This is a genomic window from Gordonia sp. NPDC003585, from assembly GCF_040610755.1.
In the GTDB taxonomy this organism is placed as follows: Bacteria; Actinomycetota; Actinomycetes; order Mycobacteriales; family Mycobacteriaceae; genus Gordonia.
Genome location: NZ_JBEXMX010000047.1, coordinates 1 through 14,175 on the forward strand (window position 1 = coordinate 1; position 14,175 = coordinate 14,175).

The window sequence follows — 14,175 nt, forward strand, 5'->3', positions numbered from 1 at the left end:
ACGGCCGGCACCCGCCCGCCCGCGCGCCAACGATCCGACGCTCTGGCCGCAGCGGGAGGCGCTGAAAGCTGCCCTGCAGTATCCAGCGATCGCCGGGACCGTCTTCGATTCGCTTCCGTCGGAGTGTTTCACCGATCCCTCCTACGGCGCGATCCGCGAGTCCATGGCCAACGTCGGTGGGACGTCGTCGGGGCTGGGCGGCGCGGAATGGGTCGACGTGGTGCGGTCTGCCGTCGACGATCCGATCGATCCGCTGGTCACCGAACTCGCCGTCGAGAGCATGCCGGTCGACGAACTCAACATCGCCCGCTACATCAGTTCCGTGCTGGCGCGGTTGCAGGAGGTGTGGGTCGGCGCCCAGATCGCCGACATCAAGTCCCGTCTGCGCCGCATGGCACCCGGGGAAGATCCCGACGGGTACCACGCGGTGTTCGGCGACCTCGTCGCGCTGGAAGCCTACCGGCGAAGTCTGCTGGAACAGGCCGTCGACCCCATCGCCTGACGCCGGTCACCGCTGCGACGTCGGCGGGGGAGCGACCACCGACATCGTCCGTGTGCGGCCAGCGCCCGCGACGAGTGGTGCCGAATTGGAGAACGCGAGTGCTACAGCACTCGCGTCCTCCGATTCAACTCTAGTTCTCGCAGCTCGACGCGGGATGTGGCCAGAACAGTGCCCAGGCCGCGCCCGACCTGGCCGGCGATGTCCTCGGGCCACACCCTGTGCCGACTCGGCTCAACGGTGTTCTGCAGCACACAGGTTCTCCAACGGGACACTGAGTGTCCGAGGCGCTTCCTCGGCAGGTTGCTTTTCCCAGTTCAGCGGGGTCGGTCACCCAACCCTTCGGATCAGGCGGCCGACCGCGACCCCGGGCGCAATTCCTCCGGATACAGCGGGCGGTGCGGATCCTCGGCGTTGTAGCGGCATCCGCCGGTGTAGGTGTGCGCGCCGTCGCACCGGTCGGGCGTCGGGCGTGGACGACCCCAGATGTAATGCGTCAAGTGCTCGCCTCCCCGTGAGCATGTATGAGTCATGCTCAGTATGGGGCGGCACCTGTCCGAATGGTCAGGTCGAGAGGCGAGATGTCACGCAACGTTTGCAATTGTTGGCGGCATCACACCAGGTGGGACGGGTGCCGGGAGGTTTCGATCACCCGCGCCGAATGTAGGCCTGCTATTCGCAGGCGATGCCGTCGCCGTCACGGTCGAGTCCGGGGCGGTATCCGTCGTCGCCCTTCTTCAAGGGCGCGACTCCGGCATCCCGTGCGGCCTGACAGTTCTTGTAGTAGGCGACCGGTGTCGGGGCGGCATCAGCGGTGGGTGCTGCCAAACCGCCGGCGATCACCGCGCCGGCCAGAATCCCGCCGGCTGCAATACATTTCGTCAACTTCATCGTTGTTCCTCGGTTCTTCGTCGTGCGGTGGCGGCAGTCTAGCGTGCCGAGCCTGTGCCGTATTCGGCGAACGGACGCGATGTCATCTGAACAGACGAGGGCTCAGGTGAAGCACGTCGAGAGCACTCGACGCATCGCGTCCTTCTCGGCGGCGGTCACCCAGAGGCCGTAGGTGTATTTGACAGTCACCTGATCGGAGACGTAGGTGCACCGGAACGCCTTGTTGGGTGGGAGCCACGTCGCGGTGTCACCATCGCCCTTGCGCTGGTTGGCCGCGCCGGAGACCGCCCGGAGATTGCGCGGATCGTTGGCGAAGTCGCGCCGTTTGTCGGGCGTCCACTGCTGAGCGCCCTTCTGCCAGGCGTCTGACAACGCGACCACGTGATCGATTTGCACACGCGCGGATTGCGGTCCACGAACAAACGCGATCGTCGTACCGGTGTAGGGGTCGACGAGAGTGCCGGAGAGCACCACGCAGTCTCGAGTCCCGGGCTTGAGGCGGACGTCGCGCAGGTCTCGTCGAAGAATGTCGTTGCGGGTGTCGCAGCCGTTGTGGCCCTCGGCCACCGAGACATCGTCGGACCATGCCTGGCCGAATTTGGTCCGCGAATAGCCGGTTCTCGGCGCGCGTCCCTTGACGACCAGCGCGTCGAGCCGGCGAAGCACCGGCGAGGTCGGCGGGATACTGGGCGAAACACCGGGCGGCGACATCGACGGGGGTGTGACGGTCGGGGGTGCGACGGACGGGGGTGTCGCCGACGGGGATACCGATAACGACGACGGCGCTGTGACGGGGGTTGCCGTTGCGCATCCCGGCGTCGCCGCCAGCGCGACGATCAGCGCAATGGTGGCTGCGCCCCGAACGTCCATGACCTCACACTCACATACCGCTCCGGTGAGTGGTTCGCCGCCCCCGGCACAAACTTGTGTAGATATATGCGTAGGTATGCAGATAGTCTGATAGTGCTTGTCGACTGAAACTGCGGGGGAGGGCTTGTGGCATCGATCTTCGCAATGCGCGACTACCGGCATCTCTTCGGTGCCCAGATCGTGGCGCTGTTCGGGACCGGACTGACGACCGTTGCGCTCGGCTTGCTCGCCTTCGAGTTGGCCGGGCCTCGCGCCGCGGCAGTACTCGGGACGGCACTGGCGCTGAAGATGGTCACCTACGTTGTCGTGGCGCCGGTCGCCGCCGCGTTCGCCGATCGGCTTCCGCGACGGTTCATGTTGGTGGGGCTGGACGTCGTTCGCGCGGCGGTGGTGATCGTGCTGCCGTTCGTCGAGCACGTCTGGCAGGTCTACGTGCTGATCGTGATCCTGCAGTCGGCGTCGGCCGCGTTCACCCCGGCGTTTCAGGCGGTGTTGCCGGATCTGCTGCCCGACCGGGAGCAGTACACGCGCGCGCTGTCGTACTCGCAGCTCGCCGCCACGATGGAGACGTTGCTGTCGCCGCTGTGTGCCGCGGTGGTGATGGCGCTGGTGAGCTTCCACTGGCTGTTCGTCGCCACGTCGGTGGGTTTCGTGTGTTCGGCGGCGCTCGTCATGACCAGCCGCATTCCCGGCGCCACGGCGCCGGAAGGCGATGCCCACGTATTCGACAAGACCGTCGCGGGCCTGCGTATCTTCGCCGCCACGCCCCGCCTGCGGGGGCTGGTGGGAATGGACCTGGTTGTCGCGGCGGTCGGTTCTGTCGTCATCGTCAACACCGTCAACTATGTCCGCGAGACTCTCGGCCGATCCGACACGGACGTGGCGGTGTTGTTGGCGTGCAACGGCTTCGGTGTGATGCTCGCGGCGCTGTCGGTCCCGGCGCTACTCCGTCGCGCACACGAGCGGCGCGTGATGCTGTTCGGTTGTGTGGTGCTTGTCTGCGCTGTCATCACTGCAGTCGTGCTGTCGTGGGCCGCGTCGGCCGCGTGGTGTTGGACGGCGGCCGCGGCGATCTGGGCGGTCATCGGCGTCGGGACCGGACTGGTGCTGACCCCAACCGGCCGGGTGCTGGCGCGTTCGAGTTCATCGACCGACCGCCCAGCCGTGTTCGCGGCGCATTTCTCGCTGTCGCACGCGTGCTGGCTGATCGCCTACCCGGTCGCCGGTTGGGGTGCCACAATGCTGGGCTACACGCCGACGTGGACGATCCTTGCCGCGCTGGCCGCCGCAGGGGCCTGGGCGGCCGGCCATTCCTGGCCGCGACGGGATCCAGAGGTCCTCGACCACGTGCACGTCGGGCCGGTCGTCGGCGAGCACGTCACCCACGCCGTGCCGCTCGGCGATGGTCGGTGGCGGCACGCCCATCCGTTTGTCATCGATCGGGAGCACGACCGTTGGCCCGATCTCGCGCGCTCGACATGAATACGATCAGGTCATGAGCCCCGACGACCGACTTGCCGACGGACTTGCCGACGATCAGGTTGCCCTTGTGGTCGAGGTGTTCCGGATGCTCGCCGACCCCACGCGGGTCCGGCTGCTGTGGGAGCTCACCGCCGGCGAGTTGTCGGTGTCGGAATTGGCTGCGGCCGTGGGAAAGCCGCCGTCGTCGACGTCGCAGCACCTGGCCAAGTTGCGCATGTCGCGGTTGGTCCGGACCCGTCGGGAGGGGACGACGATCTTCTACGGCCTCGAGAACGATCACGTACGCCAACTCGTCGTGGACGCGGTCCGTAATGCCGAACACGCGGGCCCCGGCGTGCCCGCCCATCATCGCGGTGACGCGGTGAGAGACATTCTTTGAGTGGGGCGGGCGGGGCTCGAACCCGCGACCAATGGATTATGAGTCCACGGCTCTAACCGACTGAGCTACCGCCCCTCGGACCACGATTGCGCAGCGCGGTCCGCGGGTGGAGATTACCGCACACCTGCGCGAGACCATCGTCGCGGTCGCGGTGAAACCGTCGACTGTCGACGGGACGGTAGACTGGCCGAACCGCAAACGACGACACCGGGGGAGATTCCACGATGACCGGGGCGAATGAGCTACCCGAGAGTCTTGTGGATGTTGCCGGTCGCCGGATCCGCGCCGAGATTTTGTCCGGTGCGCTGGCGCCGGGCCAGAAGATCGTCGAGGAGACCTTGTGCGCCGACCTGGGGATCAGCCGGGCGCCGGTTCGGGAGGCGCTGCGGTTGCTGGCGCAGCAGGGGTTGGTGGAGCATCAGCCGCGACGCGGAACCCGCGTGGCGGAGTGGTCGCCGCGAGACATCTTGCAGCTCTTCGAACTTCGTCAGTTGTTCGAGCGGTTTGCGGTCGAGTCTGCGTTGCCGCTCGACGATCCCGAAACTCAACTGGCACCGGTGCGCGCGGCGATCGACGAGATGCGGCGGGCTGCCGACGATCTGGCCAAGGATGACGCGCATCGCAAGTTCCACGCCGCCGTGGTCGGGTTGGCCGGCAACCGGCAGCTCGACATCGCGCTCGAGCCGATTCTGCTGAAGCTCCAGTTGCCGATGGCGGTGAATCTCCGTGCGGAGACCGTCGATCACCATGGACCCGACGACGGGTTGCACCGCCACCAGGCGATTCTCGAAGCGCTGGAGGAGGGCGACGCGGCCACCGTGGTGGCGGCTTTGCGTGACCACGGGCACCTGCACTACCTGGGGCTCGTGTCAGCGAGTGCGGCTGCGTCCGAGGAGCCTGCGCAGAACTAGGGAGACACGCCCTAACACAATCGACACACAACCGTTCCTCAGGCGCCATGATTCTGTCGACAATCGACGGTATGACCAACTTGTCCGGGCCGACGACGGGTCCGACGATTGCCGAAATCCTCGACAGCCACCTGCAGGGAAGTGGGTCGCCGACGCGGACGGCGCGTGCCGTCGCCGACGCGATCGAGGCCCGCGGAGACGACGGAACGTGGCTGTCGACGGTGCCGCGGGAGGAGTTGCTGGCCGCGGCGGCCGATCTCGAGAACCGTCCCGGCGCACGGGATCTGCCGCTGTACGGGGTGCCGTTCGGAGTCAAGGACTCGATCGACGTCGCGGGTGTGCCGACAACGCTCTCCTGTCCCGACTTCGCCTATGTCGCGACGGAAACCGCGCCCTCGGTGCAGAGATTGCTCGACGCCGGGGCCCTGTACGTCGGCAAGACCAACCTCGACCAGTTCGCGACCGGACTCAACGGCACCCGTACGCCGTACACCGTCCCGCGCGGGGTATACGGAAACGGCATGATCTCCGGTGGTTCGAGTTCGGGTTCGGCCTTGGCCGTCGCACTCGGCGAGGTGCCGTTTGCGGTGGCCACCGACACCGCCGGTTCGGGACGAGTTCCGGCCGCGCTCAACGGCATCGTCGGCTACAAGCCGTCGCGCGGGCTGATCAGCACGGTCGGTCTGGTGCCGGCCTGTAAGTCGTTGGACTGCATCACGATGATGGCCGGCTGCATCGACGACGTGGACCGGGTGATGTCGGTGATGGCCGGACCCGACGATCGGGATCCGTGGTCACGCGCGGCCGGCGCCAAACACTCCGCGACGTCGATAACCGTGGGTTTGCCGCCGGTCGAGGAGCTGGAGTTCTTCGGCGACGACGCGATGCGCGACGCCCACCTGGCATTCCGCAACAAGTTGGCGCATGTGTCGTTGGCGCCCGGCGGGCACATGGTCGGTGTCGAGGTGGCCGACGTCTCCTTGGCTCCCTTCCTGGCGGCGGGTGAACTGCTCTATTCAGGACCGTGGGTGGCCGAGCGGCTCGTTGTTTTCGGTGATTTCCTTGCCGAGCAACCGGATTCGATCTTCCCCGTGGTTCGCGACATCTTGCGCAGCGGCGAGAAGTACTCGGCCGTGGACGCATTCACGGCGATGCAGCGCCTACAGGAACTGCGCGCCGAGGTCGGACGGTTGTGGCAGCAGATGGACGTTCTCGTCGTCCCGACGATCGGCCGCACGTTCACCGTCGACGAGGTGCTCGCGCAACCGATCGCCGCCAACACGATGCTCGGGCACTACACCCACTTCGGCAATCTGCTCGACCTCGTGGGTGTCGCTGTCCCGCAGAGCACCACCGCGGACGGACGCCCCCACAGCGCGATGCTGCTCGGGGCGGCATTGACCGACGATGTGGTGCTCACGCTGGCAGCGGCATTGCTCGACGAACCACGCGACAGCGGCGTGGACGCGGCGGTCCAAGCAGCAGTCTCGTCCTGATATCGGTACGCAATCTCCCTCGCTTCATACATCAACGTTTCGGAAGGCCACACCCCCATGCCCACTCCCGTCACCGTTCCGGCGTTGCCGGAACCGCTCGAACTCGACCTGGATCACACCGCCCTGATCATCATCGACATGCAGCGAGACTTCCTGCTGCCCGGTGGATTCGGCGAAACCCTCGGCAACGACGTCGCGCAGTTGCAACGGGTCGTCGAACCGCTCGCCGCACTACTTGCCGCGGCACGTGCAGCCGGGATGCTCGTCATCCACACCCGAGAAGGGCATCTGCCGGATCTCTCCGATTGCCCGCCTGCGAAGTTGAATCGCGGCGCGCCGTCGAAACGCATTGGTGATCCGGGCACATTCGGCCGCATCCTGATCCGCGGTGAGTACGGCCACGACATCGTCGACGAACTCGCCCCCGCCGATGGCGAAGTGGTCATCGACAAGCCGGGCAAGGGGGCCTTCTATGCGACCGATCTCGCCAAGGTGCTGGCCGACAACGAGATCACCCAGCTGCTCGTCACCGGTGTCACCACCGAGGTGTGCGTGCACACCACCACACGCGAGGCCAATGATCGTGGTTTCGAGTGCGTCGTCGTATCCGATTGCGTTGGTTCGTATTTCCCCGAGTTTCAGCGGGTCGGCCTGGAGATGATCGCGGCTCAGGGCGGCATCTTCGGCTGGACCGCATCCGGCGCCGACCTCATACCCCGGTTGGCCGCCTCCGTCGACACCACTGTCGAGCCGACCGCTGCCAGCGCCTGAACCTGCAGAAGTCCCGCCAATCTCGCGAGCCAGCGTCGTCCCGCGCCTCACCCCAGAGTTCCGCCGAGAATCCGAAAGGGAATCCCCATGAGCGCCACCACCGAACCTGCTCCACCCGCCGATCCCCCAACTCCGACACCAACTCTCAAGGTCCCGTGGTGGACTCGCGGTGACACGAACGCATTCTTCGGCCTCGGGTTCAACATCCTCGTCAACGTTCTGACACTCACCGGTCTGATGATCGCTGTGGTGGGCGTCAAGGCCGACGACGTGCTCGGGACGGTGCTGCCCGCACTCGGCGTCGCCCTGATCCTCGGCAATCTGTACTACACGTTCCTGGCGCGTCGACTGGCCGCCAAGGAGGGCCGCGACGACGTCACGGCCTTGCCGTACGGGCCGAGTGTGCCGCACATGTTCATCGTCGTGTTCGTCGTCATGCTGCCGGTCTACCTGAACACCAAGGACGCGATGCAGGCGTGGCAAGCGGGCCTCGCCTGGGCGTTCATGATCGGTGTCATCGTGATGATCGGCGCGTTCGTCGGTCCGTACATCCGCAAGATCACCCCGCGCGCCGCGATGCTGGGCACGCTGGCCGGCATCTCGATCACCTTCATCTCGATGCGCCCGGCCGCGCAGATGTGGGAGGCGGCCTGGATCGGCCTGCCGGTACTCGCGATCATCCTCATCGGCTTCTTCACCGACGTGAAGCTGCCCGGCGGAGTTCCGGTCGGTTTGGCGGCCCTTCTGGTCGGTACGGCGATTGGCTGGATCGGTGGCTTCATGTCGGTGCCGGACCTCACGTCGGCCGTCGAGAACGTCGCGGTAGGCATCCCTGACCAGCGATTTGACCTCCTGTTCTCCGGACTCGGCGACCTCGCTCCGCTGTTGGGCACGGCGATTCCGCTCGGCGTCTACAACTTCACCGAGGCGATGAGCAACGTGGAAAGCGCCGCTGCGGCGGGCGACAACTACAACCTCCGCAGCGTCCTGCTGGCCGACGGCGCGGGCGCGTGCATCGGTGCGGCCTTCGGCTCGCCGTTCCCGCCCGCCGTGTACATCGGGCATCCCGGGTGGAAAGACGCTGGTGGACGGTCGAGCTATTCGCTGGCCAGCGGCATCGCGATCGGCCTGCTGTGCTTCCTCGGTCTCTTCGGCGTGCTCGAAGCTTTGCTACCGGTACCCGCGATCGTGCCGATCCTGCTGTACATCGGCCTGCTCATCGGCGCCCAGGCATTCCAGGCCGTGCCGCGACTCCACGCGGTGGCCGTGGTCGCCGCGATCATCCCCAACCTCGCGCAATGGGGATCAGGACTGATAGACAATGCGCTCGCCGCCGTCGACACGACTGCCGACAAGGTGGGCATGGAGGCGCTGAACAGCGCAGGCGTCGTCTACGACGGCATGCGCACGCTGGGGGAGGGAGCGGTGCTCGTCGGCCTGATCCTGGGTGCGATCGTCACCTTCATTCTCGACAAGAAGTTCCACTTCGCGGCCATCGCCGCACTGGTGGGTGCCGCGTTGTCCTTCATCGGCCTGATCCACGCTCCGGAAGTGGCCTGGGCGGCGAGTCCCGAGGTAGCGCTGGGCTACCTGATGTTCGCAGTGATCTGCATCGCCTACTGGTTCCTACCGGGGGCACGCACACCAGTCACCGTCGACGAAGCCGACGTCGTCGCCGGTCACTGAGGCGCCGGTCACTGACCACGAACGCGCCTGCCCCGGACTGACGTAGCGTCCGGGGCAGGCGTTTTGTTCTCCGGGGAGTCCATGCGCTAAAGTCAGCGTTCGGTTCACCTGCTGAATCGTCACCGACAAGGTGGGCGAGCCGAGAGCAATCCCCCATAGCTCAATTGGCAGAGCATTCGACTGTTAATCGAACGGTTACTGGTTCGAGTCCAGTTGGGGGAGCAGAGTAGCAGCAGGTCAGGCCCGGTTTCCGCCGGGCCTTTTCTGTTGGTGCCGGACTGGCTCTCCGAGAAGACTCGGGTGCCGCCAAATGTGTGAGGATCGATCACATGACGGAGATTCTTGAAGTCGTTCCCGGGAGGCGGATCGGCCCGGTAGTCCTGGGGCAGTCGCACAGAGGTTGAAGCTGTCATCGGCGCGCCTTCAGCCGAGGCGCGTGGCAATCTCCTCTATCGCGAGAATGCGATCGAGGTCGAGTTCGACAGCGCAGGTCGCGTGCCTTTCGCCCAGTTGTCGTACTCACGGCCAGGCGAACCAGTGCTGGTCGTCCAGGGAATCCGGCTTAGTTGCCGGGCGTACGACGATGTCATCGCTGAGCTCGCTGCTATCGGTCTCTGTGGTGAGGAGACCGCCATCGGGCACGACTTCCCGGGCTGGGGACTGTTCACCATGCACTCACTCACGGTGTGCGACGTGGACCCTGAAAACCCAGACGATGAACTGTCTCTACTCGACGGAGTATGGGTCCGCCCAAAGTGACCGGCCTGACCGCTTCGTCGACGACAACTCCTGGGCGACGCCGTCATTCGGAGGGGCCGCAGTGGTCGGACGATCTGTCGATTTGTCGAAAATGCTGTGGTTCAACATGATTCGACAAGTCTCCTGATGTTGTGTAGGTGTCGTCGAAAATACTTGCGAACCCGGCGCTAGGCATGTACTCTCGAATGTGAGTTCGAGTGATCCGGATTCGGGGGTGAGCATGGATCAGCAGATCGGCCAAGCGGCGGAGTCGTCGTTGTCGGAGGTTCCTGGTCTGCTCACCGAGATCGACGGGTTGCTGGATCGGTTGGCGGCCGCGGATCTGACGCGCTGTTCTGATGCCGAGTTGGTGGCTGTTGCGCAGGCTCAGGAGCGTGCCATCAATCGGATGACGTTTCAAGGCAATCGACAAGTGCTGGAGCTGTCGGATCGGAATGTGCCCCGCGCGATGGGGTTTCGTAGTCTCACCAACTTCCTGAACGTCGAGCTGCGGGTGTCGGACCCGGCGCGACGCAAAGACCAGATGGCCGCGACCGGCCGCTTCCGGGAACTCGATGGGCAGCTGAGGGAGCCGAGGTATCCGACGCTGGCGGCCGCGTTCGCCGACGGACTCGTGGGGCCCGGCCATGTACGCAAGACCGCGGAGATGTTGGATGCCATCCCGCACAAGGTGTCCCACGACAAGCAGGTCGCCGCGGAAGCGACGCTGTCGGGGTTGGCTGCCGAACACACACCGGACGAGATCAACACGTTGGGGCAACGCATCCTGGCGCATCTGGATCCGGATGGGGAACTGTCCGACGACGCCGACCGTAAACGGCAACGCAATCTGTGGCTGAATCGGCAGAACGCGCAACAGATGTCGAAACTGACCGCTCACCTCGACCCGGAAACCCGGGCGCTGGTGGACATGCTGTTGGCGGTCTGGGCCAAACCCGGTCTCAACAACCCCAACGATCCTGACTCGCCCAGTGGTGCCGAAGACGACGCCGACCCCGACCAGTTGAAAGCGGCCGCCGCCCGTGATGGGCGGTCACAAGCCCAACGCAATCATGATGCGCTCTCGGCGTTGCTGAAAGCAGTGTTCACAGATGGTTTGCTGGGCAAAACCCATCGTGGGTTGCCGGTGCAGTTGATCATCAAGGTCGAACTCGAGGACCTGATCGCCAAGGCCGGGTTCGGTACGACGGCGACTGGGTCGCTGCTGCCGATGGCCGATGTGGTGCGTCTGGCGGCCGAGGCCGAACAGTATTTGGCGGTGTTCGCCGACAACATTCCACTAGCCCTGTACGAGGGCCGGTCCAAGCGGTGCGCCACCATGGCGCAGCGGTTGATGTCGTTTGCCCGTGAGGACGGGGAGGTGTGTTCGGCACCGGGCTGTGATCAGCCGGCCACGCACGTGGAAATGCATCACGCGCACCGTGATTGGGCCGACGGTGGGCGCACCGACATCGTCGACCTTGCGCCGGCGTGTCCGAAGCACAATCGGATGGTCAGTGGTCGGCTCGGTGATTACACCACCGGGGTGTATCGCAGTGGTGATCTGGCCGGACGCACCTGGTGGCGGCGTAACCACCGACCCGGTGCGCCACCCAATCCGGCGCGCGTGAACCGGCGCCCCGACATCCGGGCACTGTTCGACCAACAACTCGAAAAGGCCCGCGGCAGAATCCACCACACCGAACCCGACCCGCCACCGTCGGCCACATACCAACTCACCGAGACCATCCCACCACCGGTCTCGGCGGTAGAAGCACGCCTGGCCATGGCGCTGGTCGAGAAGTACCTGTAAGACGGCTCGCGGTGCCGACGCGCACAGGTGTGTCGGTGCTCGGATCTACGGTGGAGGCATGGCACTCACCGTCACCGAACGAGAACAGTTCCTGTCCGAACCGCACATCGCTGCACTGTCGGTGGAAGCAGAACCAGGACGGGCACCGCTGACCGTTCCGATCTGGTACCAGTACACGCCGGGGGAGAGGCCATGGCTGCTCACCGGCACCGAATCACGAAAGCTCGGATTGATAAGGGCCGCAGGTCGATTCACTCTGATGGTGGAACGCGTCGAACCGACTATCCGGTACGCGTCGGTGTCGGGCGACGTCGTCGGATATGACGATGCGACGCGAGATGACCTGTGGGAGATGGCCGCGCGCTACCTGCCCGAGGAAAAGGTCGGGCCGTACGTCGACTTCGCATGGGACAACCACGGTCCGCAGACCAGAGTGACGCTCGAGCCGCGACAGTGGGTGTCGCTGGATCTCGGCAGTGTCTGAGTTGGCATATCAAGGTCGCCCGGGCCTTCGAGGCTCCTCGCGCATGGCGCTCGTCGCACCTCAGGCGGCGGTGGGGTGCATGGCGCTTGTCGCCCAAATACCCTGTCTCACCAGGCCCTTCGAGGCTCGTCGCTCGCGCTCCTCGCACCTCAGGGAGCGGATGAGTCTTCGAATCGCGCTCCTCGCACTTCAACGAGCGGAAGCAAGGCTGGCGCACGGTGAACCGGGGGTCAGGACCAGATGCCGGCGGATTCGAGGTGTCGGGTGAGACGTGTTGAACCGTCGACGAACTGGCGACGCGTCTGCTCGACCACGGCGTCGCGATCCTCCGACCGGTAGGCGTCGATGAGTCGGGCGTGACTGTCGACCGCAACGTCGCCCCACTCGGGGTCGGCCGCGTAGAGGTGCGCGGGCGTGTAGCGGGTGGCGGCAAGGAGGAACCAGGCCAGCTTCCGGCAGTCGGCGATGTGGTTGTGGACGCGGTGGAAGTCGAACTCGGCGTCTTGCACGGCGTCCACGTCACCCGCGTCGAGGGCCGCTCGCAACTGCCGGTTGCACCATTCGAGCTCGGCCAACTGCTCCTCGGTGATGACGTCGGCGGTGCGCAGCGCCAATTTCACGGCGATCGCGCCCTGGAGCCAGAACAGATCCTCGACGTCGGTGCGGCTCAGCTCGGCGACCACGTAGCCGCGTCGCGGGACGAGGTTCACCATGCCCTCGCCCCGCAACGTCAGCAGCGCCTCCCGGACGGGGGTGACACTGACACCGAGCGCCTCGGCGGTCTCGTCCATCCGGATGTAGTCGCCCGGTTGGACGGCAGCCGTCATGATCTGACCACGCAGGTGCGTGGCCACCTCCTCGGACAACTGCGGCCGCCGCCGAAGCGGCTTGGCCGCAGCGCGAGACGGCACGTCGACGTCGGCCGGCTCAGAGGCCAAACGTCTTGCCGATGATGTCTCGCTGGATTTCATTGGTGCCACCATAGACAGTCGAGATGATGGCGCCGCGCATCTGCCGCTCCGCGTCGAACTCGGTGGCGTATCCGTAGCCGCCCATCATCTGCATGGCGTCGATCGTCATCGCCTTGGAAACCTCGGTGGCCTTCAGCTTGGCCATCGACGCCTCGCGCGGGAACAGCTTCTTCGGGTACGTGTCGGCGAGCTCCGCTACCCGGTAGACCAGCAGCTTGGTGCATTCGATCTCGGTCGCGTGGTCGGCAAGACGATGTCGCAGCGCCTGGAACGTACCCACCGGCCGGCCGAACTGCTTGCGCTCGGTGACGAAAGTGAGCGTGTCGGCGAAGGAACGCTCGGCCACACCGAGTTGCATCGCCGCCAGGATGAGCCGCTCGGTGTTGAGGCCGGCCATCAGCTGATTCCAGCCGTTGTTGACGTGACCGACGACCGCCGAATCCGGGACCCTGACGTTGGTGAAGTAGAGGTCGTTGACCTCGCGGCCGCCCAGCGTGTCGATGCCCTTGATCTCCAGCCCGGGGGTGTCGGCGGGAATGTGGAACTGGGTGAGGCCTTCATGCTTCTTGTCGCTGCGCTCGGTGCGCGCGATCAGCAAGATCGACTTCGCGAAATGCGCGTTGGAACACCAGGTCTTCTGGCCGTTGATGATCCAGCCGCCGTCGACCTTCTCGGCCCGACACTTGAGGTTGGCGACGTCGGAGCCGGCCTCGGGTTCGGACATCGAGATCGAGAGCGAGTCGCCCTCCGCGACACCGGTGAGAACCTCCTTCTTGAGCTGCTCATCGGCGAACTTCTGGTAGGCGGCGGCGGTGATCAGGGTGGGACCGATGCCGCCGATCGGAGCCATCGCACGCATCGACTCGTGCAGCAGGATCGACATCTCGACGTTGCCTGCGCCGGCGCCGCCGTACTCCTCGGGCACGAGGATGCCGGCCCAGCCGAGTTCTGCCATCTTCTTGTAGAGCTCCGGCGAATGCAGTTCGGCGCCGTTGTCGGTGAGACGATCGCGCTGCTCCCGCGTGCCCGCCTCACGCTGGCAGAAGTCGGCAACGGCCTTCGCGAACGCGGTCTGTTCCTCGGTGAAATTCACCATCGTTGTGCCTGTCCTCTCGATTGACGCCCAAATCGGTGGCCAAGCTATCACATCAAATATATTTGATACGACTGGGCGTGAGCTGGGA

13 protein-coding genes, 2 tRNA genes and 1 pseudogene are annotated in these 14,175 nt (G+C 65.5%); 10 read left to right on the plus strand and 6 right to left on the minus strand.

Going from position 1 to position 14,175, the window contains the following annotated elements:
* A pseudogene (locus tag ABZW74_RS14365) lies at positions 1 to 502 on the plus strand (DNA primase); the annotation flags it as partial.
* 344 nt (positions 503 to 846) lie between these two features.
* On the opposite strand, the gene ABZW74_RS14370 reads toward ABZW74_RS14365, so the two are convergent.
* From ABZW74_RS14370 to ABZW74_RS14380, 3 genes are all read right to left on the minus strand, one after another.
* Positions 847 to 999: a hypothetical protein gene (locus tag ABZW74_RS14370; RefSeq protein WP_240862620.1), complete on the minus strand. Its 153-nt coding sequence runs from the start codon at positions 997 to 999 to the stop codon at positions 847 to 849.
* 172 nt (positions 1,000 to 1,171) lie between these two features.
* The gene (locus ABZW74_RS14375; RefSeq protein ID WP_308221097.1) at positions 1,172 to 1,390 is read right to left on the minus strand and encodes an excalibur calcium-binding domain-containing protein; all 219 of its coding nucleotides are present in this window, start codon (positions 1,388 to 1,390) and stop codon (positions 1,172 to 1,174) included.
* Positions 1,391 to 1,492: 102 nt separating this feature from the next.
* The gene (locus ABZW74_RS14380) at positions 1,493 to 2,260 is read right to left on the minus strand and encodes a DUF1524 domain-containing protein (protein ID WP_308221098.1); all 768 of its coding nucleotides are present in this window, start codon (positions 2,258 to 2,260) and stop codon (positions 1,493 to 1,495) included.
* A 126-nt stretch (positions 2,261 to 2,386) separates the two neighbouring features.
* On the opposite strand from ABZW74_RS14380, the gene ABZW74_RS14385 reads away from it, so the two are divergent.
* Together ABZW74_RS14385 and ABZW74_RS14390 are read left to right on the plus strand one after the other, a co-directional pair.
* Positions 2,387 to 3,742, plus strand: coding sequence for an MFS transporter (locus tag ABZW74_RS14385; protein WP_355276999.1), 1,356 nt, complete (start codon positions 2,387 to 2,389; stop codon positions 3,740 to 3,742).
* Between the two features lie 13 nt (positions 3,743 to 3,755).
* Complete coding sequence (locus tag ABZW74_RS14390) at positions 3,756 to 4,121, plus strand: metalloregulator ArsR/SmtB family transcription factor (RefSeq protein WP_240862624.1); 366 nt, start codon at positions 3,756 to 3,758, stop codon at positions 4,119 to 4,121.
* A 1-nt stretch (position 4,122) separates the two neighbouring features.
* On the opposite strand, the gene ABZW74_RS14395 is transcribed toward ABZW74_RS14390, so the two are convergent.
* Positions 4,123 to 4,196: transfer RNA gene (locus ABZW74_RS14395), tRNA-Ile, on the minus strand.
* 149 nt (positions 4,197 to 4,345) lie between these two features.
* Here ABZW74_RS14395 and ABZW74_RS14400 point away from each other — a divergent pair.
* From ABZW74_RS14400 to ABZW74_RS14430, 7 genes are all read left to right on the plus strand, one after another.
* The gene (locus ABZW74_RS14400; protein ID WP_355277003.1) at positions 4,346 to 5,032 is read left to right on the plus strand and encodes a GntR family transcriptional regulator; all 687 of its coding nucleotides are present in this window, start codon (positions 4,346 to 4,348) and stop codon (positions 5,030 to 5,032) included.
* 71 nt (positions 5,033 to 5,103) lie between these two features.
* On the plus strand, positions 5,104 to 6,528 hold the full coding sequence (locus tag ABZW74_RS14405) for an allophanate hydrolase (RefSeq protein WP_355277006.1): 1,425 nt from the start codon (positions 5,104 to 5,106) through the stop codon (positions 6,526 to 6,528).
* A 57-nt stretch (positions 6,529 to 6,585) separates the two neighbouring features.
* Positions 6,586 to 7,299 carry a cysteine hydrolase gene (locus ABZW74_RS14410; RefSeq protein WP_355277008.1) on the plus strand — a complete coding sequence of 238 codons (714 nt, stop codon included), beginning with the start codon at positions 6,586 to 6,588 and terminating at the stop codon, positions 7,297 to 7,299.
* A gap of 87 nt (positions 7,300 to 7,386) precedes the next feature.
* A complete protein-coding gene (locus tag ABZW74_RS14415; RefSeq protein ID WP_355277011.1) occupies positions 7,387 to 8,985 on the plus strand; it encodes a regulator in 1,599 nt (532 codons plus the stop codon).
* Positions 8,986 to 9,134: 149 nt separating this feature from the next.
* Positions 9,135 to 9,207 (plus strand) — tRNA-Asn (locus ABZW74_RS14420).
* A 724-nt stretch (positions 9,208 to 9,931) separates the two neighbouring features.
* Positions 9,932 to 11,536: a DUF222 domain-containing protein gene (locus ABZW74_RS14425; protein WP_355277013.1), complete on the plus strand. Its 1,605-nt coding sequence runs from the start codon at positions 9,932 to 9,934 to the stop codon at positions 11,534 to 11,536.
* A 58-nt stretch (positions 11,537 to 11,594) separates the two neighbouring features.
* Entirely contained in the window at positions 11,595 to 12,020 is a 426-nt protein-coding gene (locus ABZW74_RS14430; RefSeq protein WP_240862230.1) for a pyridoxamine 5'-phosphate oxidase family protein, read from the plus strand.
* A 230-nt stretch (positions 12,021 to 12,250) separates the two neighbouring features.
* On the opposite strand, the gene ABZW74_RS14435 is transcribed toward ABZW74_RS14430, so the two are convergent.
* Positions 12,251 to 12,991 (minus strand): GntR family transcriptional regulator, encoded by a 741-nt coding sequence (locus ABZW74_RS14435; protein ID WP_355277016.1) that lies wholly within the window; start codon positions 12,989 to 12,991, stop codon positions 12,251 to 12,253.
* Positions 12,948 to 14,087 (minus strand): acyl-CoA dehydrogenase family protein, encoded by a 1,140-nt coding sequence (locus tag ABZW74_RS14440; RefSeq protein WP_240862234.1) that lies wholly within the window; start codon positions 14,085 to 14,087, stop codon positions 12,948 to 12,950. Before ABZW74_RS14440 ends, ABZW74_RS14435 begins: the two co-directional genes overlap by 44 nt.
* Positions 14,088 to 14,175 lie beyond the last annotated feature (88 nt).

Coding starts and splice junctions, on each gene's coding strand:
- ABZW74_RS14430 (WP_240862230.1), top strand. CDS start 11,595: ATGGCACTCACCGTCACCGAACGAGAACAGTTCCTGTCCGAACCGCAC.
- ABZW74_RS14390 (WP_240862624.1), top strand. CDS start 3,756: ATGAGCCCCGACGACCGACTTGCCGACGGACTTGCCGACGATCAGGTT.
- ABZW74_RS14400 (WP_355277003.1), top strand. CDS start 4,346: ATGACCGGGGCGAATGAGCTACCCGAGAGTCTTGTGGATGTTGCCGGT.
- ABZW74_RS14375 (WP_308221097.1), bottom strand. CDS start 1,390: ATGAAGTTGACGAAATGTATTGCAGCCGGCGGGATTCTGGCCGGCGCG.
- ABZW74_RS14380 (WP_308221098.1), bottom strand. CDS start 2,260: ATGGACGTTCGGGGCGCAGCCACCATTGCGCTGATCGTCGCGCTGGCG.
- ABZW74_RS14440 (WP_240862234.1), bottom strand. CDS start 14,087: ATGGTGAATTTCACCGAGGAACAGACCGCGTTCGCGAAGGCCGTTGCC.
- ABZW74_RS14415 (WP_355277011.1), top strand. CDS start 7,387: ATGAGCGCCACCACCGAACCTGCTCCACCCGCCGATCCCCCAACTCCG.
- ABZW74_RS14405 (WP_355277006.1), top strand. CDS start 5,104: ATGACCAACTTGTCCGGGCCGACGACGGGTCCGACGATTGCCGAAATC.
- ABZW74_RS14410 (WP_355277008.1), top strand. CDS start 6,586: ATGCCCACTCCCGTCACCGTTCCGGCGTTGCCGGAACCGCTCGAACTC.
- ABZW74_RS14435 (WP_355277016.1), bottom strand. CDS start 12,991: ATGAAATCCAGCGAGACATCATCGGCAAGACGTTTGGCCTCTGAGCCG.